Origin of the sequence: Pseudomonas monteilii NBRC 103158 = DSM 14164, from assembly GCF_000730605.1 — a bacterium.
In the GTDB taxonomy this organism is placed as follows: Bacteria; Pseudomonadota; Gammaproteobacteria; order Pseudomonadales; family Pseudomonadaceae; genus Aquipseudomonas; species Aquipseudomonas monteilii.
On record NZ_BBIS01000017.1, the window covers coordinates 132373 to 154829 of the forward strand.

Below are 22457 nucleotides of genomic sequence, written 5' to 3' on the forward strand. Positions count from 1 at the left end.
ACGGCGGAGTATGGCAGAGGATGGCGCGGGGGCTGTGGGATAGAGCGTTGCAGGATGTAAGAAACATCCTGTGAGATTGCAAGGGGCTGCTGTGCAGCCCATCGCCGGCAAGCCAGCTCCCACAGGATTGGCGCAGATTTCAAACCTTGTGTGTACCTGTGGGAGCGGGCTTGCCCGCGAAGAGGCCATCACTTATTGCGAATAAGTCCGCAGGAAATTCCCGATCCGCCCAATCGCCGCTTCCAGGTCATCCACACGCGGCAAGGTCACCACGCGGAAGTGGTCCGGCCACGGCCAGTTGAACGCCGTACCCTGCACGATCAGCAGCTTTTCCGACAGCAGCAGATCAAGCGCGAACTTCTCGTCGTTGAGAATCGGGCACACTTTCGGGTCGATACGCGGGAACGCATACAGCGCACCCATCGGCTTCACGCAGCTCACGCCCGGGATGTCGTTGAGCAGTTCATAGGTGCGGTTGCGCTGCTCCAGCAAACGGCCTGGCGGCAGCACCAGGTCGTTGATGCTCTGGTAACCGCCCAGCGCGGTCTGGATGGCATGCTGGGCCGGCACGTTGGCGCACAGGCGCATGTTGGCCAGCATGTCGATGCCTTCGATGTAGCTTTGTGCGTGGTGCTTGGGCCCGGAGATGATCAGCCAGCCGGAGCGGAAGCCCGCCACCCGGTACGACTTGGACAGGCCGTTGAAGGTCAGGCACAGCAGGTCTGGGGCCAGCGAGGCGGTGCTGATGTGCACGGCTTCGTCGTACAGGATCTTGTCGTAGATCTCGTCGGAGAACACCACCAGGTTGTGCTGGCGGGCCAGCTCCAGCATGCCCTGCAGCAGCGCTTTGGAGTACACCGCGCCGGTCGGGTTGTTCGGGTTGATGATCACCAGGGCCTTGGTGTTCGGGGTGATCTTGGCCTTGATGTCTTCAAGGTCGGGGAACCAGTCGGCCTGCTCGTCGCACAGGTAGTGCACCGGCTTGCCGCCGGCCAGGCTTACGGCGGCGGTCCACAGCGGGTAGTCGGGGGCCGGGATCAGCACTTCGTCGCCGTTGTTCAGCAGCGCCTGCATCGACATGACAATCAGCTCGGACACGCCGTTACCGAGGTAGATGTCCTCGATGGTGACGCCTTCGATTTCCTTTTGCTGGCAGTACTGCATCACCGCCTTGCGCGCGCTGAACAGGCCCTTGGAGTCGCTGTAGCCTTGCGCGGTGGGTAGGTTGCGGATGACATCCTGAAGGATTTCATCGGGCGCCTCGAAGCCAAACGGCGCTGGGTTGCCGATGTTCAGCTTGAGGATGCGGTGGCCTTCCTCTTCCAGGCGTTTGGCGTGCTTGAGCACTGGGCCGCGAATGTCGTAGCAGACATTGGCGAGCTTGTTCGATTTGCTGAACTGCATGATGGGATCCCGATATGAGAAAACACGCCACCCACGCCGAAAGGTTTGAAACGGCAGGAAGCGGGTGCCAGACTGAACGCCTGGCACACGAAGCCAACTAATATACGTGCCACCCGCGCCCCGGAAAAGACGGTGCGGGGTGAAATTCAGCCTGCCGAGGTTCCTGCATGAAAAAGATCGAAAAAACCCTGGATGAATGGCGCTCGATGCTTGACCCCGAGCAGTACCAGGTATGCCGCCTCAAGGGCACCGAGCGGCCGTTCAGCGGCAAGTACAACAGCGAGCGCCGCGATGGCATCTATCATTGCATCTGCTGCGGCCTGGCGTTGTTCGATGCGCAGACCAAGTTCGATTCCGGCTGCGGTTGGCCAAGCTTTTACGCGCCGATCGAGGACAGCGCGATGATCGAGATCCGTGACACCTCCCACGGCATGATCCGCACCGAAGTTACCTGTGCCCGCTGCGACGCGCACCTGGGCCATGTGTTCCCCGACGGCCCGCCACCGACCGGCCTGCGCTACTGCATCAACTCGGTGTGCATCGACTTGCGCCCACGCGACTGACCGGAGCCCGACCATGGCTGGATCGATGCTGGACATCCCCTGCGTAACCCTGGGCGGCGAGCACAAGAAGCTTGGCGACTTCCCGGGCAAGGCGCTGCTGGTGGTCAATACCGCCAGCCAGTGCGGCTTTACCCCGCAGTACAAAGGCCTTGAGCAACTGTGGCAAGCCTACCGCGCGCGTGGCCTGGTGGTGCTGGGCTTTCCCTGCAACCAGTTCGGCAAGCAGGAACCAGGCGATGCACGGGAAATTGCGCAGTTTTGCGAGCGCAACTTCGGCGTAAGCTTTCCGCTGTTTCGCAAGATCGAGGTCAACGGCCCGGGCGCTCACGCGCTGTTCGTCGAGCTCAAACAACGCGCCCCGGGCATTCTGGGTAGCCAGAAGATCAAGTGGAATTTCACCAAGTTTCTGGTCGACCCGGCCAGCGGCCAGGTCACGCGTTACGCGCCCACCACCAAGCCGCAGGCCCTGGAAGCGGACATCGAGCGTTTGCTCAGCCGTTGAAGGGCACCCAGTGGTCGACCAGGGCCAGTAGCTCTTCGCGGCGGAACGGCTTGGCCAGGTAGTCGCTCATGCCCGCCGCCCGGCAGCGTTCGCGCTCTTCAGGCATGGCGTTGGCGGTGAGCGCAATGATAGGCAGGTGTGGCCAGCGACCGCTCTGGCGAATGCGCCGGCTGGCTTCATAGCCGTCCATGACCGGCATGTTGCAGTCCATCAGTACCAGGTCGAATTCATTCTGCTCCAGCAACTCCAGGGCCTCGGCGCCCTGGGTGGCCAGCTGCACCTGGCAGCCGAGCTTGGCCAGCATGCCTTTGGCCACGAGCTGGTTCACCGGGTTGTCTTCTACCAGCAAAATCCGCGCTCGCCCTTGCTCCAGGCTAATGGCCGGGGTGGCCAGTGGGTGCTCGGGCTCATGGCCTTGCAAGGTGCGGCGCAGCGTCTGGTACAGGGCATTACGTGCCAATGGCCGGGCCAGTTGATGCAAGGGTGCCAAGGCCAGCGACTGCTCGTTGGGCAGGAAGTTGCCGTAGGCGGTTACTAGCAGAATCGGCGTTTTCAGTGCCGGGCGCAGTTCGAACAGGTGGTCCACGTCGTCGGTGATCAGCAGGTCGATCGCTTTGGTGTCCAGCGTGGCGCTGCTGTCATGGCGCTGGTAGGCCAGGCCCCAGGCGGGCAGCAGGTTCTGCAGCAGTTCATTAAGCCCGCTACCGGCCGCGCTTAGCGCGGCCACGCGGCCATGTAGCGGTGTCGGCGGGATGGCTTCGGTGTGCACCGGCAGTGGCAGCTCGGCCGTGAAGCAGCTGCCGAAGCCCGGCTCGGAGCGAATGTGCAGGTGGCCTTGCATGGCCTTGCACAGGTTGCGTGTCAGCGCCAGGCCCAGGCCGGTGCCACCGTACTGGCGGGTGATGCCGGCACCGGCCTGGGTGAACGGCTGGAAGATCCGCGCCTGGGCTTCTTCGGGGATGCCAATGCCGGTATCACGTACCTCCAGGCGCACGCCGCCGACGATCGTCACCAGGCGTATGTCGACACGGCCGAAGCGGGTGAACTTGAGCGCGTTGGACAGCAGGTTGCTGACGATCTGCCGTACCCGCGTGGGGTCGCCAAGCACGCTGCTGGGGAAGTCGCGGGCGATCAGGCAGGTCAGCTCCACACTTTGCGCGGTGTTCTGCGACAGCAGGTTGGCGGTGTCTTCCACCATCGAGCCCATGTCGAACGCAATGCGCTCCAGTTCCAGCTGGCCGGCATCGAACTTGGACAGGTCGAGGATATCGTTCAGCAGTTCCACCAGCACCTTGCCCGAGTCGTGGGCAATCGCCAGTTGCTGGCGTTGCTCGCTGGGCAACGGGTTGTCCAGCGCCAGGGCGATCATGCCGAGCATGCCATTGAGCGGGGTGCGGATTTCGTGGCTCATGTTGGCCAGGAAGGCGGCGCGCGCCTGGGCCATGTCCAGCGCGCGGCTGCGGGCCTGTTCCAGCTCCTGGTTGGACAGGCTCAGGCTGCTGTTGCTGGCTTTCAGCTCGTTGGTGCGTGCCGAGACGATGTCTTCCAGCTCGTTCAGGTACTGGGTCAGGCGGTTTTCCGCGGTGCGCCGTTGTTCGATCTCGGTGGCCATGCTGACGAACTGCTGGTTGGCGACCTTCACCAGCACGCCGATTTCGTCGTGTTCGTGCCCGTGTGGGCATTCAAGGCGGGTTTGCCGGGGTTTGCGCGGGTCGCTGCCGCTGAGTGCGCCGATCACTGTCACCAGTGGCTTGGTCAGCATCATGTAGAACAACGCCAGCAGGATGCCGGTCAGCACCAGGCTGCGGGCAAAGCCGTTGAACAGGGTGATGCCGGCGCGGTCGAGGAAGCGGCTGCCGAAGGCGTAGGTGTCGACGTCCAGGTACAGGGTGCCGAGGTATTCGTCGGGCATGTGGGTGAGGTACAGGCGTTCCTTGAACTGGCGTTGTTCGCCGAACAGAAAGTCGCTCAGTGGCCGGTAGCGGTCCTCCAGCCTGGGCCGCTCGACGTCGGCCAGTACCGTTTCGTTGTTGTCGATCAGCCGCGCGCGGACGACGGCGGGCGACTGCAGCAGGCCACGGGTCAGCTCCAGCGCCAGTTCCGCGTCGATGTTGTAGGCGATGCGCGAGGCCGGGTTATGGCTGATTTGCAGCAACGCGCGCACTTCGCGGTTGATGGACGCGTCTTCGCTGGCATAATCGATGCCGATCTGGATGAGACTGAGCAATGTTCCCAGGATGAAGCCGACCAGGACTGTCAACCGGGCTTGCTTGTATGACAGGCGATTGGTGAACTTGATATCCATGAGTCCCGAGCCGGTTTCACGTCCCTTGCGCTGCGCAAGCATAGCCGAATAGCCCCGGCAGCTGGCGGGCCTGTCACACATTCAGCTGGAAATCTCACCTGTCTTGTTAGGAGTCGTCATGGACGCTCGCTTGATTGCTTTCCTGGACCGCGCCGAATCGGTACTGGCGCGCCTCGAACCCTTGCTGCCGGCACAACGCCCGAATATTGACTGGGGCGTCACCCTGGCCGCCCGCTGGCAGCGCGATGGCCGCAGCGGCTACCTGCTGCCGCTGGACGTCAGCCTGGACATCCGCCTGACCGACCTGATCGGTGTCGACAAACAGCGCGACCAGCTGGGCCGCAACACCCACCAGTTCATCAATGGTCTGCCGGCCAACCACGCATTGCTGTGGGGCTCGCGTGGTACCGGCAAGTCGTCGCTGGTGCGTGCCTTGCTGGCCGAACATGCCGGCGCCGGCCTGCGCCTGATCGAAATCGAACGCGACCACCTGGCCGACCTGCCACGGGTGGTCGAGCAGCTGCAGAAGCTGCCGCAACGCTTCATCCTGTTCTGCGACGACCTGTCGTTCGAAGCGGGGGAGGGCGACTACCGGGTGCTTAAAAGCGTGCTTGACGGCTCGCTGGAACAGGCCCCGGACAACGTGCTGCTGTACGCCACCTCCAACCGTCGACACCTGGTGCCGGAGAAAGAGAGCGACAACGAGAACTGGAAGCGCGTGGATGGCGAGCTGCACCCCAGCGAAGCCGTGGAAGACAAGATAGCCCTGTCTGACCGCTTTGGCCTATGGCTGTCGTTCTACCCGTTTACCCAAGACCACTTCCTGAATGTGGTCGAGCACTGGATCGGCCAGCTGGCACGCTCTGCGGGCCTGGCCTGGCAGCGTACCGAAGAACTCGACATCCTCGCCGTGCGCTGGGCCACCGGCCGCGGTAACCGTAATGGCCGATGTGCCTATCAGTTCGCCCGCTACTGGGTCGGGCTGCAATTGCTGGAGCAAAAGTAATGATCGACCTCAATGCCAGTGGCGCAGGCCTCGACGGCTACAACCTGCTGGCGGCGCAAGTGCAGGCGCTGTTTGCCGACGAGCGTGACTTCATCGCCAATGCCGCGCAGTTTTCGGCGTTTCTGTATAACCAGGTGGACGACCTGAACTGGGCGGGGTTCTACCTCAACCGCAACGAAGAGCTGGTGCTGGGCCCGTTCCAGGGCCAGGTGGCGTGCGTGCGCATTCCGTTCAGCAAGGGCGTGTGCGGGGCGGCGGCGGCCACCCGGAAAACCCAGCGCGTGGAGGATGTGCATGCGTTCCCCGGGCACATTGCCTGTGACAGCGCGTCCAACAGCGAACTGGTGATCCCGTTGGTGAAGGAAGGCAGGTTGATCGGGGTGCTGGACCTGGACAGCCCGAAGGTTGGGCGGTTCAGTGAAGCGGATCAGGCGGGGCTGGAGCGGTTGGCGGCGATCTTTCTTGAGCTGACTGACTGCTGATTGTTGCTTTGCCTGTGCCGGCCTCTTCGCGGGGTTACCTGCGAAGAGGCCGGCACAGGTTAACGCATCAGTCGTATATCACCTTCTTCTTCCAGGTCTCTTCCTCATCGGTCTTGAGCCCGTCTGTCAGTGCGTTGTGCTCATCGTCCGCCGGTGCCATGCGGTCCAGCACCTGGGCGTTGGCCCGGGCCAGCAGCTTCTCCAGGTACGTCAACTGCTCTTCATACACCTTCGGCTCCGGCTGCTTGCGCAGGTATTGCACGCCGCGCTCGAACGCCAGGCGCGCCTGGCCCGGCTGGTTCTTTTGCAGGGCCTGCTGGCCAAGGTTGTTGAAGAACTCGATATGCAACAGCACGAGGATATGGCGGATTTCCTTGACCCAGTGCTTGGCCTCGGGTGCGGGCAAGAAGCCTTCCTGGGCGGCGCGGGTTACCTGGTTGTGCATCGCCTCCAGCAAGAAGCGCACGTCCTTGGCCTTGACCTCGGTGTGGATCGGGTTGGGCGGGTTGTTCACCGGTATCTTGTCGCCCAGGGCAATCAACCCCTCCAGCTCGGCGATGCGCGCCTTCAGCTCGGGATTGTGCTTGTCCACCGCCAGCTGGCGCTGGTTGAGGTTCAGCTCCAGGCGGGTCAGCAGCAATTTGAGGGCCGGGGTCATGAACTGCCCGGGGAAGGTCTCGGTGATTTCGCCACAGCGGCGCAGGCGGTCGGCCAGCTCGATCCTGGTCCGGACGCGTTCGATCTTGCCGTTCTCGACCACATTGTTGAGGTAGCCGATCACGATCAGCAACGCGATGCCCGCCACGATGAGCAGGGTGATCAGAAGTGGTGTCACCTTTAAAGCCTCATGAATAGGTTTGCATTATTGAGTGTAGGAGCGAGCTCGCTCGCGAGAGGCCCTTACAGGAATTCTCTTTTTCTATCGGCAAACGGTGCCATGACTGGATGCTGGCACATTAATGCTGGCTTGACGCCAGAAAATCAACGGCAAACCTTGGAGCACGGCCTGAAACAGGGTCTACGTTGACCGGAAGTCATTGATTTAAATAAATTTCTACAAAGGGGTTGACGCCTCCTCGAACCATCCCTAGAATGCGCGCCACTTGCAGCGTAAAGCACACAGCGAAACGCGGCAGGGAGTGAAAGCAGGCAGTAATGCCAGCAGCGTGTCCCCTTCGTCTAGTGGCCTAGGACACCGCCCTTTCACGGCGGTAACAGGGGTTCGAGTCCCCTAGGGGACGCCAAATTGCGGGAATAGCTCAGTTGGTAGAGCACGACCTTGCCAAGGTCGGGGTCGCGAGTTCGAGTCTCGTTTCCCGCTCCAGTTTCTCCGGCAACGCTTAACAGCGGGGCAGGAAAAGAAAATCCAGGGTGAATCGTGAGGTTCAAGTCTGGTGCACTGAAAAGTGCTGTGTGTCCCCTTCGTCTAGTGGCCTAGGACACCGCCCTTTCACGGCGGTAACAGGGGTTCGAGTCCCCTAGGGGACGCCATTTGCGGGAATAGCTCAGTTGGTAGAGCACGACCTTGCCAAGGTCGGGGTCGCGAGTTCGAGTCTCGTTTCCCGCTCCAGTTTAAATGCTGTGGCGTCTATGCGGTGCAGTGGTGGTGAAGGTCTTCATGGCGCTTCACGCCGTTAGTGGTAAAGCTTCAAATTGCGGGAATAGCTCAGTTGGTAGAGCACGACCTTGCCAAGGTCGGGGTCGCGAGTTCGAGTCTCGTTTCCCGCTCCAAATTTTGATCCACAGACTTCTACTGGGGTCTGTAGGTCATTGAAAAAAGGAGCTTCGGCTCCTTTTTTCATTCCAGCGAGTGCCACGGAAATCCACCCACAGCTACCGTTTTTGAGTGACCAAATAAGGCACAAGAATACGGGTGGGTCGGCTACCGGATAGTTGCTGGGGCTGAGCGGGGACCATGACGAGCATAGGGCCTAAGTCATTACTTAGGAGTCTCGAAATGGCGCTCTCTGATCTGACCGTCCGGCAGGCGAAGACCACCGGAAAACGCTACACCCTCTCCGACAACGACTGCCTGGGCCTGATGGTCTCAGCCGCAGGCGGCAAGTCATGGCAATTCCGCTACTACTGGCTGGGCAAGCAAAAGCGCCTGTGCCTGGGCGGCTATCCTGCTCTCAGCCTGCGCGAGGCCCGGATCGAGCGAGACAAGGCCCAGGCCCTGCTCGCCAGGGGGATCGATCCTCAGGTCGAGCGCGACCAGAAACGGCACGCGGCCAAGCTGGCGGGCGAATACACCTTCAAGACCGTCTTCGATGCCTGGGTCGAGCATCGCCGCAAGGAACTCAAGGAAGGCCGTCAAAGCACGCTGTCGCAGATCCTGCGCATCTTCAACAAGGACGTGTTGCCCACCCTGGGAAGAATGTCGATCTACGACATTCGCCGCCCCCAACTCCTGGGCGTCTTGGCGGCGATCGAGAAACGCAAGGCGTTCACCACCGCCGAGAAGGTCCGCACCTGGTTCAACCAGTTGTTCCGCTATGCCCTGGTCATTGCCGAGGGGTTGGAAGTCAACCCGGCCGCCGACCTGGACGTGGTGGCAGAGCCCAAGCCCCCCGTAGCCCACAATCCCTACCTGCACCTGCCCGAGATGCCCGAGTTCCTCCAGAAGCTCCGGCTCTACAACCCCCGTGGCTGGCAGACCCAGCTTGGCGTCCGGCTGCTGTTCCTGACCGGGGTGCGCACCGGCGAACTGCGATTGGCCGAACCCGAACAGTTCGACCTCGACAGGGGCTTGTGGATCATCCCACCGCAGATCGTCAAGCAGCTCCAGGATGAAATGCGCAAGGCAGGGAAGCGGCCGCAGGATGTGCCCCCCTATATCGTGCCGCTATCCCTGCAGGCCATCGAGATCGTGCGCTATCTCCTGGGGGTGATGCGGCCGGCGCAGAAGTACTTGCTGTCACACCGCAGCGAACTCAAGAAGCGCATCAGCGAGAACACCCTCAACAAGGCCGTGCAGCTCATGGGCTATGAGGGGCGCCTGACCGGCCACGGCATCCGCGGCACTATCTCGACGGCGCTCAACGAGATTGGCTACCCGAAGATTTGGGTGGACGCGCAGCTTTCCCATTCCGACCCCAACAAGGTGAGTTCGTCCTACAACCACGCCAAGTACGTTGAGCCGCGCCGTCGGATGATGCAGGACTGGGCCGATCGGCTCGACCTGCTCGAACAGGGCGAAGTGGAAGCCGCGAGCGCGCATCTGACCATCCGTATCGACGGGGCGCCGGCGATGGCAGAAGTGGAGGAAGCGGTGGATGCGACCCTCGCGATGGCCGAGCCCACTCCTCCCGGCGTCCCGCCCGTCGTGGCCACGCCTATTGTCGTAACCCCGAGCAGCGGCGGCATCACGTTCCAGCGGCTGTCTCAGGTACCGCCGCCTCCGACGCATGCCCCAGAGCCGGAAGTGTCCGCGATCCAGCGCGAGCGCGAGGAAATGCTGACCATCTACGAGTCTCCAAGCAGCTTGCCGGTCCCGCTGTTCGGCAAGCTGGCCGGAAAGTCCAAGGACCAGATCAACCGCGAACTGAAAGCGGGCAAGTTGCTGTCCATCAGTTTGGGCAATCGGGGGCAGCGTGTTCCCGATTGGCAACTGGTGCCGCTCAAGCACAAGCTGGCCCAGGTGCTCATGAACCAGTGCCCGCACGCGGATTCGTGGGATCTGTACCGCATGCTGACCCAGCCGCACCCTGACCTGGGGGACCGCGCGGCCATTGATGCGGTCACGCCGACCAACGTACCGGCGATCATCCAGGTCATCATGGGCGACTACCAGCACTATGCGGATATGCCCGAGGCCATTGCCCCGTACCCCATCCCCGAGGATGTGCGGCAAAGCGTTCGTCGGCTGGTGGATAGCGCAGTAGTTCTAGACGGAGCATAGGGCTCTCAAACCTTGCAGGGGCCTTGCGGCCCCTGCATTACGCTTGCACCGCCTCCACGAGTTCGCTCAGCGTGCGCGGTGCGGGAGCGAAGAACACGGCGCCGGTGTGCGCCGTCGAGAAATCGAGCAGGCGGTCGTGCATGCCTGGCGGATCGCCGAGGAACATGCGCTCCAGCATCTTCTGCGTCACCCACAGATGCCTGGAGTAGCCGATGAAGTAGGTGCCATATTCGCCCTGGCCGGGGCGGCCGAAGGGCATGTTGTCGCGCAGGATGTCGTGCTCGGTGCCGTCGTCGTCCACGATCGTGGCGAGGGTCTTGTGCGATTTCTGGCCGCTCGTCGCGTCGGGCAATTCGACATTGCTGACGATCTCCCGGCCGATGATCCGCTCTTGCTCGTCCTTGGCGAGCCGAGCCCACGGCTGCATTTGGTGCAGATACTTCTGCACCACCAAGTAGCTGCCGCCGGCGAACGCCTGATCTTCACTGCCGACCAGCGTCGAGGCGCCGATGTCGTGCCCGGTCGGGTTGGCCGTGCCATCGACAAAGCCAAGCAGGTCGCGGGAGTCGAAGTAGCGAAAACCGACCACCTCGTCGGCCACCGTCACGCTGCTGCCCAGTTGGTCCAGCAGCAGGCGCTCGAATTCAAAACAGAGGTCCTCGCGTTCGGCACGGATGTGAAAGAACAGGTCGCCGGGCGTGGCAGGCGCGGTGTGCTTGGCACCCTCGATGGGCACGAAGGGCCGTAGTTCCTTCGGGCGCTTCCCGGTCTGGAAACGGTCCCATAGCGCCGATCCCAGTGCAGTGATGCACGACAGCCGGCCGTTGAGATCGCGGAAGCCCACCGTTTTGATCAGGTCGTCCAGCCCGTCCAAGACGCCGGCGACCGCCTGAAGGGCCTCGTGGCCCTCGGCGACCGTCAACGTGAGAAACACCGCCGCGCGCGACAGCGGCGCATCGATGCTTTGCGAGTCAATTGGTACTCGATCCCAACCACTTCCAACCATTCGTGCCTCCAAAGACCATGTTAATTCATCATATTGCCAGAGATGGAAGCGCTATCACTGGCGCGCTAACAGGCGCGTGCCGCTGCAATTACCCGCACGCAGCCTCGGCGAGAGCGGGCTATGGGGTATTCGAGCAAGCCGCCCTGTCCCTGGCAACCAGCATTGCCCTGTGCTCGAACCGCTCAGAAACAACATTGGCTCGTCCGTGGGGTCGCTGCAGGTATGTCACGATCTCGTAGGGGCCGTCTGAAAGCGGTCGCATAGTGATCCCCCACGCATGGGCACGCTCAATGCGCGATTGCGCGGAGAGCCCCACTCCGTAGCCAGCGGTCACCCAAAGCGCCATCATCTCGAACGAAGTCACGTGCTGAATGCTCTGCTGGCTCAACGGAAGAAAGGACAGTCGCTGATCCAGCAGTAGGCAAGCCTCCGCCGGCCAGCGAAACACCGGATAGTCCAGAAGCTCGGCAAGCGTGATCTTCGCCTGGGCAACTAAGGGGGACCCCAGCGGCACTGCAACAGCCACGTTCTCCACCCAGAGCGGTTGGCTTTTCACAGCCGGAGCACCAGCGTTCCGAAGCGTCATTCCAGCGTCGTAGCGGCCTTCCTCAAGGCCCGTCAACAGATCATCGGCTGAGGTCTCAAAGAACGTGATGGTGACTTCTGGTTCCTCCGCGCGCTGTAGGGCAAGAAGCGTTGTGAGGCAAGAGGATGGCACTCCGGGCGCGATAGCAAGCCTGAAATGGGAAAACTGGCTGGTGGCGTCATGCATGAGGGCCCCCAATAAGCGATCTGTCCAGAAAGGCAAACCAGCGTTTCAGGAAAGAGTGAAGTTTAACGTCGTTATCTTTAACGTGGTTAATTGTGGCAGATTGTTTGACGCTTCTGCTAATGCAGAAATCAACAATTCAGCCAGGCCGTCCTTCTGGCACATCGACGTATGAATCCGAGTCGGCGTTAGCCTTCGGACAGGCCGTGCGCGCTGCGCGCGTCGCTCAAGGAGTCGCGCAAGACGAGTTCGCATCTCGGGCAAGCATTTCGCGTTCTCACATGGGTAAGATCGAGCGTGGTGAGCACGTGCCCACGCTTCCGCTCATACTGAAAATTTCTACGGCACTTGGAATAAGCGCGGCTGACCTGATGACGGCGACCGAACGCAATCTGCGTGCCGACACTGATCCCTGAGTGTCTAGCCTGCCAGGCTCCGTCAACCGTCCGAAGAGTCGCGAAGGCGAACGATAAATCGCTCCACCGAAGCCGATAAATTGCCGCCGTCCGGCCGAAGCAGGTAGGTGGTGATCACGGCAGAATCCATCGCCAAGGGGCGGATCACCACATCCGGCCGTTGGGAGATGGGAATCTTGGTCGCCGTCATGAAGCCGATGCCGTAGCCGGCGCCGACCAACGTGAGCATCATGTCCAGCGAGGACACTTCCTCGACAACATTCAGCTTGTGCTCCAACGTGTTGAGCAGCCGCTTGAGTTCGCGGCAATAGCCCTCGCATACCTGCGGGTCGCACAGGACAAGTGGATGGCCTTGAAGTTCTTGAAGTGGCACCTCCTTGTAGGTGAGCAATGAGTGACGAGCTGGCACCGCAATCACCAGCGGGTCGTGCCAGATTGGTTCGGCAGCGATACCGTCGCCGACATCGCCCGTGTGCGCGAACCCGATCATGAAGTCGCCCGAACGCAAGCCACGCACTTGCTCTGCCAGAGGCACTTCTGACAAGCGTATTTCGATCTCCGGCTCCTCGGCGCGGCAACGAGCCAGAAATGCCGACAGCCGTGGATCGATAGCCCCATCTGATACAGCGATGCGCAGGCTACCGCGCAAGCCCGATGCCACAGCCTTGGCATTTTCACGAGCCTGTTCCAGCACTGTGAATAGACGGCGAACATCTTGCAAGAAGACCGCGCCCGCCGCCGTTAGAACTGTTCCTCGTCGGTTTCGGTCGAAGAGCACTACGCCCAACTCGTCCTCAAGTTCCTTGATGGCTCGTGATAGCGGTGGTTGTTCGATATGCAGGCGCTCAGCCGCCCGCGTGAAATGTAGCTCCTCAGCAAGAACTACGAAGCAGCGAAGATGGCGCAGCTCCATAGGCCACCCTCCCGTTCCGACTTATCCAACACTGTGCTATCTCCCTATAGAAGTGACTGCCATTCTGGCGGCGGCGAGTTCGGCCACATCATTGGAAACTTCTGGCTGAATGAGCCAGGGCTGGGTTGACCGTGCGATGGCCCGAGGCAGGCACAACACTAGGCGAGCCTGATCAAGTCCGTGGGGTGATAAGGATCAGACGAAGGCTATCTCCAGCCACGCACGTCAATGGATGCCGTGCATCGTCCCCGTCTGACCCTTGGCCGATTGCGAACCAAGCGCTTGAACACGCTTGCGGTTGATCATCACCTGCGGATTGCTGAGGCTCTGCTCCTGGTCCGAGCCAAGGCAAGTACCCTGGGGCAGACGGCAAATGCCGGCGAAAATATTCGCCGGCTCCAGTTGCTGCCCGGAGACTGGCGGGACCAGAATGCCTCTCACCAGAAAGTGTGAGACATCCTGATGCTTAGCCCGCGCCGGATGCTTAATGCCGCACTGAACCATGCGGGTCGATGACGTACTTGTATGCAGAACCCGCGTCGAACTCTTTGTACGCGGCGGGCGCGTCTTCGAGCTTGATGAACTTAGTGTTCATCATCGGCGAAAGGTAAGGCATGCGATCGTTCAGTATCGCCCGCATTAACGCGTGGTTGTAGTTGGCCGTCGGAGATTGACCAGCCGACATTCGCGGCGACTTGATCCAGGCGTTGGACCATTCCAGATCCATATGGCCTTTCTTGGCTTTCGGGTCTTTCGAGATCGGGTTTGCGCAGTACACACCGACCGTACTGGTCATTCCGCCGAAGCGGACATATTTGAGCATTGCGTTGGTAACAGCGCTCTCCACGATCTTGTCAGCCTCCGCGCCAAACCCGCGGCAGTCCACACCAACATAGTCGATGACGCGATCCACCTCCCTGTGCCCGGTAATGCGTTCGAGATGCTCCTCGATCGGCACGCCGTCGGAAAGGTTGATGGTTTCCACGCCGTGTGGCTTGAGAAGGTCCAGCCGCTCTTGAATGTAATCGGCAACGATGATGGCGCCTGCACCCAGAAGTCTGGCGCAGGCGGCACCCGCTCTGCCGACCGGCCCGGCACCGAAGATCAGGATGTTTTCGCCGACGACGTAGGCCGGCGCGGCTGGCCAGTCTGGGCCAGCGAACCCATGGAAAGCTGTGGGTAATACGTCAGAGAGAAGGGTCAGGTCGCGGATTTTTTCCATGGCGGCATCCTTGTCAGGGAAGCGAAGGAGATTGAAATCCGCATACGGTACGAAGAGATAATCACCTTGCCCCCCCGTCCAGCCACCGAGGTTGAACCCGTAGGCTCCGCAGTCGATTTCGGGGTTGGTGTTCTCGCATACATCGGAGCGCATATGCTTGCAGTTGTAGCAACGCCCACACCCCACATTGAAGGGAACGGAAACGATGTCGCCCTTCTTCACGACTTCGACGTCTGATCCCACTTCGATCACTTCGCCGGTCATTTCATGGCCCATGGTCATTCCCTTGGGAACAGCAAACGAACCGCGATAAATGTGAAGGTCGCTGCCACAGATATTTGTGGTAACTATTTTGAGGATAGCGCCATGGGGTGCGCTTTTCCCTTGAGGGGTTATCAGCTCTGGAAATTTGAAGGTGTTGACCTTCATTTCCAAGGGCTTCTCGAAAGTCACGATTCGGTTACCGGTCGGAGTCATTTCGTCACCTCTGTGCGTTAATGTTTCCATCTTCTAAATCGAAGTGGGAAACGAAATTTACCGCTGTCAAGAAGAACGATCGTGGTACTGCCTAGCCGTTGGCCGCGTCTCCTTCTGCGGTCTTGACAGCATCGGATCAAGCTCAGAAGTGGTCAAACTGGAATAATCTATGTACAGATAGGCACGATCTATCTACGCGGGATCGTCGAGCCGTGCTCGTCTCCTAGCCGGGAGAGGGCAACGATCATCGCTACATCGCGCCTCCTAGCTTGATCTAGGAACAGTCAGCTCGACCCAGCGAGACATGAGGAGGCCGCATGCAGCAGGTACTCCTGTCCCCCGAGTTGCCCCTGGACCTAGTGGCCTTCGATGGGTTGCTCAGCACGTGGCGCCTGTTAGCGGCGCACACGGCATGCCTGCAATCTTCGCCTGGTTGAAGCAATACAGAGTTGCTCTTCAAGACTCGCTATTTCAGGGGGCTTTGAGATGAGTCTGCTTTGGGCTGGAACCGACGATGGATCGATATAACGGATTGAAGAGTGGCGGCGAGTTCGGGGGTGTGCACCATTTCGAGCAATGCACGCGATGACGGTGCCTCGAACGCATTTTTCCCAGCAACGAATCCGACATTTGAGTGCGACATTGGTCCATTGATTGCGATTGCGTGGAGATTTGGAATGTGCGCGAGTTGGCCGGCGAGAGATTGCGGAAGAACTGCCGAATATTTTCCTGTCGCCACGTGTGCCGATAGCACGTCAATTGAATCAGTGCGAATAGTCTGCGCGGTACATTGCATCAGCCTATCTTGAATGGGTTCAGGTACTGCCGAGTTCAGCACGCAGAGTTGTCTATTGAGAACATGGTCCCACGTTGTGCTTCGGGGTTGCTGTGTTCTCGCGGCGTGAAAAAGGAAAATGCGTTCACGGTACAGAAGGTGAGTATCGAAGTCTTCCCCTGGGATATCCTCCAAATGCATGAGTGCGATATCCAAATTGTTTTCTCGAATCGCCTGTAGCAGGGAAGAAGCGCCGGAAACCAGAACTGATTGTTGAAGTAAGGGTGTTTTTTCAGCAAGGGCGATGCTTAATGTGGGCGCTACACCGGCAGTTCCTGGGAGTATCCCTAGCCGGAATTGCCCCTCTATACCTCGCCGTAGTGCGGAGAGTTCTCGCTCCAGCCCTTTGCAGTCGTCATACATCTGCTGAGCCCAAGACAGTACGCGCATCCCTTCAGAAGTGAGGCCGTCATAGCGTCGGCCATGACGCACGATCTCGACACCCATGTCTTCCTCCAATTGCTTAATGCCCGCGGAGAGTGTCGGCTGAGAAACATTGCAGCTTTTGGCCGCGTTGCCAAAATGGCCTTCACGGTGCAAAGCAAGCAAGTATTCAAAGTTTCTTACGATCATATATTTTCTTCTGATAAAGTTGATTAGATTTTATACTTTCACGAAAAACCCTGCGCACGCTTCGATCCGCGTCCAACCTTGGGCACGTAGCTGGCACGCATGAAAGGCTGCCGCGCGCAGTGCCCATACAGTAGGTTCGACTCGTCATCGACGGTCAGCACCACAACGCACGGGACAGCCAATAGCGCGAACACAGGTGCTTTGCGCTGTGGGCGAGTCGTCCTCATGTAGCTTAGCAGTTGGCGCGTTCTGGAAGGGAGTAAGCGTGAGTGGTGAGGCACGCAACCGCAAAAGGCGGTGCTAAGCTCTTGAGCTGTTCGGGTCGTGGCCGTTGAAGCGGGGAGAGAATGGAGCCTGCCATGGCCGTTGTGGCGCAGCTGGGGAAATCCTGAAAAAGACTTCCTGATTTGGCAAAATCCCCGGACACCAATCGCCGAGCTTTTCGATGATGAAACAAATGACCTTCGCCGATGCCGAGTACGCCGGTAAGCGCAAGCAGACCCGCAAGGAGCTGTTCCTGATAGAGATGGATCGGGTCGTACCCTGGGAGGGTTTGATTGCTCTGATCAAACCTCATTACCCAAAGGGCGAAGGGGGCCGTCCAGCCTATCCGCTGATGGCGATGCTGCGGATTCATCTAATGCAGAACTGGTTCGGTTACAGCGATCCGGCGATGGAAGAGGCGCTGTACGAGACGACGATCCTGCGCCAGTTTTCCGGTCTGAGCCTGGAGCGAATCCCGGATGAAACCACCATCCTCAACTTCCGTCGCCTGCTGGAAAAGCATGAGTTGGCCACCGGTATTCTCGGCGTGATCAATGGCTATTTGGGCGACCGTGGCTTGTCACTGCGACAAGGCACCATCGTCGATGCCACTCTGATTCATGCGCCCAGTTCGACCAAGAACAAGGACGGCAAACGCGACCCGGAAATGCATCAGACCAAGAAGGGCAACCAGTATTACTTCGGTGCCAAAGCTCACATTGGTGTCGACGATGAGTCCGGGCTTGTGCACAGCGTGGTGGTCACTGCGGCCAACGTCGCGGACGTAACCCAAGTCGACAAACTGCTGCACGGTGGTGAGAACGTGGTCTGCGCTGATGCGGGCTATACCGGTGTAGAGAAGCGTGAAGAGCATGAGGGGCGCCAAGTCATCTGGCAGATTGCAGCCCGGCGCAGCACTTACAAAAAGCACGGTAACCGCAGCGCGTTATACAAAGCGATACGTAAGATCGAAAGAGCCAAGGCCCAGGTTCGCTCCAAGGTTGAGCATCCATTTCGGGTGATCAAGCGCCAGTTTGGTTATACGAAAGTGCGCTTCCGAGGCTTGGTGAAAAACACTGCTCAGATGGTGACGCTGTTCGCCCTGTCGAACATTTGGATGGCGCGTCGACATTTGCTCTCCAATGCAGGAGAGGTGCGTCCGTGAAGAGTGAAGTGACTGCTGCGAGGTGCTTGCAGCGGCAAAAAAGGCTGAAATAGACGGCAGGTTTGACCGGGATTTGAGCGGCTACCGTTTTTTGAAAGTGTCGATGGCGAAGTAGCCGGAAAACAGGGGCTACTTCAGACCATCCCTAGTACACCATGCCCCCAGCGTTTCCTTAGCTGCGATTGACGGGCATGCCTGGCGGTAGCTCAATAACAGCCATTTATGGATGAAGGAACGAGGGGAATAAGGCAGATGAAGATATTCACGATTGGATTCACTAAGACCTCCGCGCGGTCCTTCTTCACCAAGTTAAGTGCTTCTGGTGCCAAGCGCCTTGTCGATGTTCGCCTGAATAATGTTTCGCAATTGGCCGGGTTCGCTAAACGCGAGGATCTTCGATATTTTTCCGAGGCGTTGTGTGGGATGGAATATGAACATCTACCAGCACTTGCTCCAACCAAAGACATGTTCGAGGAATATAAAATAAAAGGGGGAGATTGGGATATCTACGCCAGTAAATTTCTGGATTTAATGTCGTCCCGAAAGATTGAGTCAATCGATAAAGAAAAGATTGATAACAGTTGCCTGCTTTGCAGCGAAGACAAGCCCCATCACTGCCATCGGAGGCTAGTGGCCGAGTACCTTGCAGGCAAATGGCCGAATGTTGAGATCGTGCATCTTTAGAGGGGCGACGTAGCTCCACGTTTCCAACGCCTCGTCTGGAGGGCTGAGAGAGACAAAGGCGCGTATCGGCGGGAGCCGGCGCCACACATTGGGCGTACAGAGCAACCTCGCCCGCCACGGCTCGATGTCAGCGCTCAACGAGGCGAGTGGCTCCAGGTGCATTGGCAGACGGGCCGCTGGCTGACGTCGTGGCGATCGGCGGATATGCACTGGGAAGCCCGCCCATGTGTTGGGCTATCATGTTGGCGACGCCTACGCCCAGGTGGGGCGCGGCAGGATCGCCGTCATTTACACCCCAGTTTGGTACTGCTATAGGTCTTCTGGAATAGCCGATACATCAGGACAAATTGAAGTAGCTCAATTAGGAGATATCTAATGTCAACCGGTATGTTTATTCTGCACTCCAACTATACGCCGGCGGGGGACCAGCCAGAGGCGATCGCGCGGCTGCTGTCGGACATAGAAGAAGGTGCGACGCACCAGACGCTGAAAGGTATCACCGGCTCAGGTAAGACCTTCACCATGGCCAATGTGATTCATCGTCTGAAGCGGCCCACGTTGATCTTGGCTCCCAACAAGACGTTGACCGCGCAGCTCTATAGTGAAATGAAGCACTTCTTTCCTGAGAATGCGGTCGAGTACTTCGTTTCGTATTACGACTATTTTCAGCCCGAGATCTATATGCCGGGCACCGATCGTTTCATACCGAAGGACTCGGCCATCAATGACCACCTTGAGCGCCTGCGCCTGTCCACGACCAAATCCTTGATTGAGCGTCGTGACGTGATCGTCGTCGCTTCGGTGTCTTCAATCTACGGCCTGGGTGATCCAGATGCATATCGAGCGCTACAGATCGCTCTGTCCCCTGGGGTCAAACTAAACCAGAGAGAGCTAATTCGTCGCTTGGCTTTGCTGCAATATGATCGCACGGAGCGTACGCTCAAGCGTGCAACGTTCCGCGTCCAAGGTGATGTGATTGACATTTTCCCCGCTGATTCCGAGTACAGGGCGGTTCGGGTGGAACTGTTGGATGACACTGTTGCGTCTGTCCAATGGATGGACCCTGTTACTGGCAAGACGTTGGGAGAGATAGACCATTATTTGGTTTCGCCAAAAACGCTTTTCGCACCGCCCACGAACAAAATAGATTCTGCATCCAAAAAGATACTCGCTGATATGGAAGAGCGGGTTGCCGAGCTGAACAGGAATAATCGCTTGGTCGAGGCAAACAGACTGTACGAGCGGATCACGCATGACGTGGAAATGATGCGCGAGGTCGGCTATTGCTCGGGGATGGAGAATTATTCCTGCTACTTCAGCGACCGAGACGCAGCTTCTCCTCCGATCACGTTGCTGGATTATTTGCCGAAAGACGGGCTGCTGTTCGTCGATGAATCTCATGTCATGGTGCCACAGATATCCGCAATGTACCGGGGGGATCAGGCGCGCAAGGACACGCTGATCGATTACGGGTTCCGTTTGCCTTCATCGAAGAACAACCGGCCATTGAACTTTGACGAGTTCGAGAAGGTCAAGCCTCAGACCATCTTTGTTTCCGCTACTCCGGGCGACTACGAGCTGAGGGTGTCGAAAGGCAGGGTTGTCGAACAGGTTATCAGGCCAACGGGACTGCTTGACCCCAAGGTTGAAGTGCGGAAAGCGGATGGATACATAGATGACCTGCTTGCCGAAATATCGAAGTGCGTGAAGAGAAAGAATCGAGTGCTTGTGACTACGCTGACGAAGGTCAGTGCAGAAGAGCTAACGGATTTCTTGACGGACAACGGGATTCGAGCGCGCTACATGCATTCGGACATAAAAGCGGAGGATCGTGTTGAGATCATCAATGGCCTGCGCGCAGGAGAGTTCGATGTTTTGATTGGGATTAGTCTTTTGCGCGAAGGGCTGGATATTCCAGAGGCATCATTGGTTGCCATTCTCGATGCAGACCGTGCAGGGTTCTTGCGTTCGGCCCATGCGCTCATTCAGATGATCGGTCGAGTCGCTCGGAATGAAAACGGCAAGGCGATCTTGTACGCCGACGCGGTGACGCCGGCGATGAAGCAGGCGATCGATGAGACCAATAGGCGCAGGCAGCTTCAAATTGCCTTTAACGAGGAAAATGGGATTTCTCCAGCCTCGTCTGTGCGAAAACTAGCAGGGGAAGAGACGAATACGGAGGAGCCCACCGTTCATTCCGAGGCTTTCTGCGAGAACTTGTCCGACCTTTGCGATCAGATCACTGCCAAGGAACAGCAGCTACTCGAATTTACCGATACCGGTGACGAGCAGCGCGTCGAAGACATTCGTCATCAGTTGGATGGGTTGTACCGGCAATTCATTTACATCTAATCGTTCGCCGGCATTGAGTTGCATGGCCGACCGATCTGCACCTGGGGCAAGCGGGCAGACGGTCGGCTCATCATTCAACCGGAGGGGTGAGCCGCCGAGGCTCAGTGCCCCGCTTTCCAAGGTGTGTGCCCTACAGCGTCTTGCGACGTGTCAGCGCAAAGCTGGCAACGATCCAACGGCGACCAGCATTTCATCAAATACCGCTCGAACCCTTCCCGGAATGGGGCCACGCTGAGGCCGATAGACGTACAACCCCCATGCCGGAGGTTCTTCGTTCTCCAGCACTCGCACGAGCTTCCCGCTGGCAATGTAGGGGGCGGCCATGTAGTCCGCCAGTTGCGCGAACGCGATCCCGGCCAGCGCCGCTCCCATTTCCATGTCGGCATTGTCTGCGACGAGAGTGGGTGCGGTAGGTGTCCACTGGCGTCCCGCCTTGAAGTGCCAAGGCCAGGGACGGCCGGTATTGATATCCAAGGCCACGGTAACTGGCAGGCTGCTTAGCGCATCGATGTTTGCAGGTACGCCCACTTTCTTGATCAGGCGCGGAGCGGCAACGATGGGGAGTCTCATGTCGGCGGCCTTGCGTGCGACGAAGCGGCTATCGCGCATGAATCCGACCCTGATCCCGACGTCAATCCCTTCGTCAACCGTATTGCTGATGCGATCGGACAGGCGCACATCCAGCGTGATGCCGGGATGGCGCGCGGCCACGCGCTCCAGTGCCGGTAGCACCGCTCTGGTGCCCAAGCTGTGCGGTGCGGTGATGCGAACCGTACCGGACAGAGAGGCCTGCTGGTCGGAGCCAGGCGTTCGCCACAGATCCTCGAACCGCTCCAATGCGGGGCGCACTTGGTCTAGCAGCCCTTCGCCGAAGGCGGTGATGCGCACCTGGCGCGTGCTTCGATGAAACAACACCTCGCCGTAGTGTTGCTCCAGTTGCTGGATGGCACGGGTTACACCTTGCGGAGAAGTCCCCAGCCGGACGGCCGCATCGCGAAAACTGCTGCTTTCGGCCGCCACCCGAAAGATGCGCAGTAGTTCCATTTCCTTGTTCATGACGCACGCCTTATGGCCGATTTCGCTGCTCGTTGATTGTTCCAGATTGTGGAATTATAAAATCGCAACAATTCCATATACAAGGGAGGCGCGGTTGCCCAGACTGACAACACCCCGGAATGCTCCGCTCCGAACAACCCAATAAGGAACGCGAATGAACGCTGCGACTCTCATCACTGCCTACTACGACGCCTTCAACCGCGGTGACCGCGAGGCCATGCTGTCAATGTTGACCGATGACGTCGCGCACGACTTGAACCAGGGCGCTCGTGAGGTCGGTCGCGAAGCCTTCCGCGCCTTCCTGCAGCGCATGGACCGCTGCTATGGCGAGCAACTGCGCGGGATCGTGGTGATGGTCAGCGCCGACGGCCTGTGTGCAGGCGCGGAGTACGTGGTGCATGGCGAATACAAGGTCACGGACGACGGGCTGCCGGAAGCCCAGGGCCAGCGCTACGTGCTGCCGGGCGGCGCGTTCTTCGAGATCCGCGATGGCAAGATCGCTCGTGTCACCAACTACTACAACCTCGGCGACTGGATCGCACAGGTTGGAGGGGACGCCTGA

The 22457-nt window shown here is 59.2% G+C and carries 19 protein-coding genes and 5 tRNA genes; 15 read left to right on the forward strand and 9 right to left on the reverse strand.

The window, feature by feature from the left end; all coding sequences use genetic code 11:
* Window positions 1-192 precede the first annotated feature (192 nt).
* Window positions 193-1404: a pyridoxal phosphate-dependent aminotransferase gene (locus tag PM2_RS10350; RefSeq protein WP_019099440.1), complete on the reverse strand. Its 1212-nt coding sequence runs from the start codon at window positions 1402-1404 to the stop codon at window positions 193-195.
* A gap of 167 nt (window positions 1405-1571) precedes the next feature.
* Here PM2_RS10350 and msrB point away from each other — a divergent pair, with 167 nt between their 5' ends.
* Together msrB and PM2_RS10360 are read left to right on the forward strand one after the other, a co-directional pair.
* Entirely contained in the window at window positions 1572-1967 is a 396-nt protein-coding gene (msrB, locus tag PM2_RS10355) for a peptide-methionine (R)-S-oxide reductase MsrB (protein WP_016715103.1), read from the forward strand.
* A 13-nt stretch (window positions 1968-1980) separates the two neighbouring features.
* Entirely contained in the window at window positions 1981-2469 is a 489-nt protein-coding gene (locus PM2_RS10360) for a glutathione peroxidase (RefSeq protein ID WP_016715104.1), read from the forward strand.
* Here the strand turns inward: PM2_RS10360 and PM2_RS10365 are convergent.
* Window positions 2459-4816, reverse strand: a complete 2358-nt coding sequence (locus PM2_RS10365; protein ID WP_016715105.1) for a hybrid sensor histidine kinase/response regulator — start codon at window positions 4814-4816, stop codon at window positions 2459-2461. The genes PM2_RS10360 and PM2_RS10365 overlap by 11 nt on opposite strands.
* Before the next feature lie 76 nt (window positions 4817-4892).
* On the opposite strand from PM2_RS10365, the gene PM2_RS10370 reads away from it, so the two are divergent.
* Window positions 4893-5780: an ATP-binding protein gene (locus PM2_RS10370; protein ID WP_027615872.1), complete on the forward strand. Its 888-nt coding sequence runs from the start codon at window positions 4893-4895 to the stop codon at window positions 5778-5780.
* Window positions 5780-6262, forward strand: coding sequence for a free L-methionine (R)-S-oxide reductase MsrC (locus tag PM2_RS10375; protein WP_016715107.1), 483 nt, complete (start codon window positions 5780-5782; stop codon window positions 6260-6262). The genes PM2_RS10370 and PM2_RS10375 overlap by 1 nt, the downstream gene beginning before the upstream one ends.
* A gap of 67 nt (window positions 6263-6329) precedes the next feature.
* Here PM2_RS10375 and PM2_RS10380 read toward each other — a convergent pair whose 3' ends face one another.
* A complete protein-coding gene (locus PM2_RS10380; RefSeq protein ID WP_016715108.1) occupies window positions 6330-7097 on the reverse strand; it encodes a hypothetical protein in 768 nt (255 codons plus the stop codon).
* A 333-nt stretch (window positions 7098-7430) separates the two neighbouring features.
* Here PM2_RS10380 and PM2_RS10385 point away from each other — a divergent pair.
* The 6 genes from PM2_RS10385 to PM2_RS10410 all read left to right on the forward strand — a co-directional run bounded on the left by PM2_RS10385 (window position 7431) and on the right by PM2_RS10410 (window position 10163).
* Window positions 7431-7506, forward strand: a tRNA-Glu gene (locus PM2_RS10385).
* A gap of 4 nt (window positions 7507-7510) precedes the next feature.
* Window positions 7511-7586, forward strand: a tRNA-Gly gene (locus PM2_RS10390).
* A gap of 91 nt (window positions 7587-7677) precedes the next feature.
* Window positions 7678-7753: transfer RNA gene (locus tag PM2_RS10395), tRNA-Glu, on the forward strand.
* Window positions 7754-7756: 3 nt separating this feature from the next.
* Window positions 7757-7832 (forward strand) — tRNA-Gly (locus tag PM2_RS10400).
* 85 nt (window positions 7833-7917) lie between these two features.
* Window positions 7918-7993, forward strand: a tRNA-Gly gene (locus PM2_RS10405).
* 226 nt (window positions 7994-8219) lie between these two features.
* On the forward strand, window positions 8220-10163 hold the full coding sequence (locus tag PM2_RS10410; RefSeq protein WP_023103875.1) for a tyrosine-type recombinase/integrase: 1944 nt from the start codon (window positions 8220-8222) through the stop codon (window positions 10161-10163).
* 37 nt (window positions 10164-10200) lie between these two features.
* Here PM2_RS10410 and PM2_RS10415 read toward each other — a convergent pair whose 3' ends face one another.
* Entirely contained in the window at window positions 10201-11169 is a 969-nt protein-coding gene (locus PM2_RS10415) for a Dyp-type peroxidase (RefSeq protein ID WP_020924940.1), read from the reverse strand.
* Between the two features lie 118 nt (window positions 11170-11287).
* Window positions 11288-11941, reverse strand: a complete 654-nt coding sequence (locus tag PM2_RS10420; protein ID WP_023106332.1) for a substrate-binding domain-containing protein — start codon at window positions 11939-11941, stop codon at window positions 11288-11290.
* Window positions 11942-12060: 119 nt separating this feature from the next.
* Between PM2_RS10420 and PM2_RS29930 the strand changes: the two genes are divergently transcribed.
* Window positions 12061-12354 (forward strand): helix-turn-helix domain-containing protein, encoded by a 294-nt coding sequence (locus PM2_RS29930; RefSeq protein WP_009459591.1) that lies wholly within the window; start codon window positions 12061-12063, stop codon window positions 12352-12354.
* Window positions 12355-12376: 22 nt separating this feature from the next.
* On the opposite strand, the gene PM2_RS10425 is transcribed toward PM2_RS29930, so the two are convergent.
* The 3 genes from PM2_RS10425 to PM2_RS10440 form a co-directional block, all read right to left on the reverse strand.
* Window positions 12377-13267, reverse strand: coding sequence for a LysR family transcriptional regulator (locus PM2_RS10425; protein WP_023103878.1), 891 nt, complete (start codon window positions 13265-13267; stop codon window positions 12377-12379).
* 484 nt (window positions 13268-13751) lie between these two features.
* Window positions 13752-14966 carry a glutathione-independent formaldehyde dehydrogenase gene (locus PM2_RS10435; RefSeq protein WP_023093406.1) on the reverse strand — a complete coding sequence of 405 codons (1215 nt, stop codon included), beginning with the start codon at window positions 14964-14966 and terminating at the stop codon, window positions 13752-13754.
* A gap of 466 nt (window positions 14967-15432) precedes the next feature.
* Window positions 15433-16374: a LysR family transcriptional regulator gene (locus PM2_RS10440; RefSeq protein ID WP_028698648.1), complete on the reverse strand. Its 942-nt coding sequence runs from the start codon at window positions 16372-16374 to the stop codon at window positions 15433-15435.
* A 448-nt stretch (window positions 16375-16822) separates the two neighbouring features.
* On the opposite strand from PM2_RS10440, the gene PM2_RS10445 reads away from it, so the two are divergent.
* The 3 genes from PM2_RS10445 (at window position 16823) to uvrB (ending at window position 20839) form a co-directional block, all read left to right on the forward strand.
* On the forward strand, window positions 16823-17803 hold the full coding sequence (locus PM2_RS10445) for an IS5-like element ISPa26 family transposase (protein ID WP_024086516.1): 981 nt from the start codon (window positions 16823-16825) through the stop codon (window positions 17801-17803).
* A 252-nt stretch (window positions 17804-18055) separates the two neighbouring features.
* A complete protein-coding gene (locus PM2_RS10450) occupies window positions 18056-18487 on the forward strand; it encodes a DUF488 domain-containing protein (RefSeq protein WP_023835768.1) in 432 nt (143 codons plus the stop codon).
* A 375-nt stretch (window positions 18488-18862) separates the two neighbouring features.
* The gene (gene uvrB / locus PM2_RS10455; RefSeq protein WP_028690943.1) at window positions 18863-20839 is read left to right on the forward strand and encodes an excinuclease ABC subunit UvrB; all 1977 of its coding nucleotides are present in this window, start codon (window positions 18863-18865) and stop codon (window positions 20837-20839) included.
* A gap of 150 nt (window positions 20840-20989) precedes the next feature.
* On the opposite strand, the gene PM2_RS10460 is transcribed toward uvrB, so the two are convergent.
* Window positions 20990-21895, reverse strand: coding sequence for a LysR family transcriptional regulator (locus PM2_RS10460; RefSeq protein WP_023103881.1), 906 nt, complete (start codon window positions 21893-21895; stop codon window positions 20990-20992).
* Window positions 21896-22049: 154 nt separating this feature from the next.
* On the opposite strand from PM2_RS10460, the gene PM2_RS10465 reads away from it, so the two are divergent.
* A complete protein-coding gene (locus PM2_RS10465) occupies window positions 22050-22457 on the forward strand; it encodes a ketosteroid isomerase-related protein (RefSeq protein ID WP_023103882.1) in 408 nt (135 codons plus the stop codon).